Origin of the sequence: Rhodobacter sp. TJ_12 (assembly GCF_020023995.1) — a bacterium.
Lineage (GTDB): Bacteria > Pseudomonadota > Alphaproteobacteria > Rhodobacterales > Rhodobacteraceae > Rhodobacter.
Window position 1 is genome coordinate 1 of the sequence record NZ_NRRD01000072.1, and the last position, 597, is coordinate 597.

The following is a 597-nucleotide window of genomic DNA, read 5'->3' on the forward strand; positions in this document are numbered from 1 at the left end:
AGTAACCGGCGCTCGAACCTTCCTTTTCACGCGCGGCGAATTGGCAAAAAAAGCCCACGGGGCAGAGAGAAACGAGGAGCCTCACCATGCGCGGGCAGAAGCCGAAGGTCTCGAACGTCATCCCGATGAAGGGCGACCTCGCGGCGCCCGTGCCCGAGGCGCCGGGCTGGATGAGCGCGGAAGGCCGCGACGTCTGGGAGCGCCTCACCCCGGTGCTCGTGGCGAAGAAGCGGCTCGAGCCGGCCTTCGAGGATCCGTTCGCGGTCTATTGCGAGGCCGTCGCCGATGTCATCCGCTTCACCGGCGACATCGCGGCCTTCGGCAGCTGGTACGAGGTCGAGACCCGCAACGGCCGCCAGCCGAAGAAGCGCGCCGTCTGGGGCCAGCGGCAGGATGCCATCGCCGTCATGAACCAGCTCGCCGCCCGCTTCGGCCTCACCCCCGTCGACGAGGCCCGCGTCCGCGTCACCGGACAGGGCGACCTCTTCGACGAGATCCTGAAGACCCTCAATGGAGCCGATTGACCATCCGGTCTCGCGCTATGCGCTCGATGTGGTCGAGGGCCGCGAGACCGCCGGCGAGCTCGTGCGCCTCGCC

1 protein-coding gene is annotated in these 597 nt (G+C 68.5%); it reads left to right on the forward strand.

Features of this window, described 5'->3' with window-relative positions; translation table 11 throughout:
* The first annotated feature begins 86 nt into the window (after positions 1-86).
* Complete coding sequence (locus tag CKO11_RS17225; RefSeq protein ID WP_223641538.1) at positions 87-524, forward strand: phage terminase small subunit P27 family; 438 nt, start codon at positions 87-89, stop codon at positions 522-524.
* Positions 525-597: the final 73 nt, after the last annotated feature.

Excerpts from the sequence above, each read along its gene's own strand:
- CKO11_RS17225 (WP_223641538.1), top strand. The coding sequence starts at position 87 with ATGCGCGGGCAGAAGCCGAAGGTCTCGAACGTCATCCCGATGAAGGGC.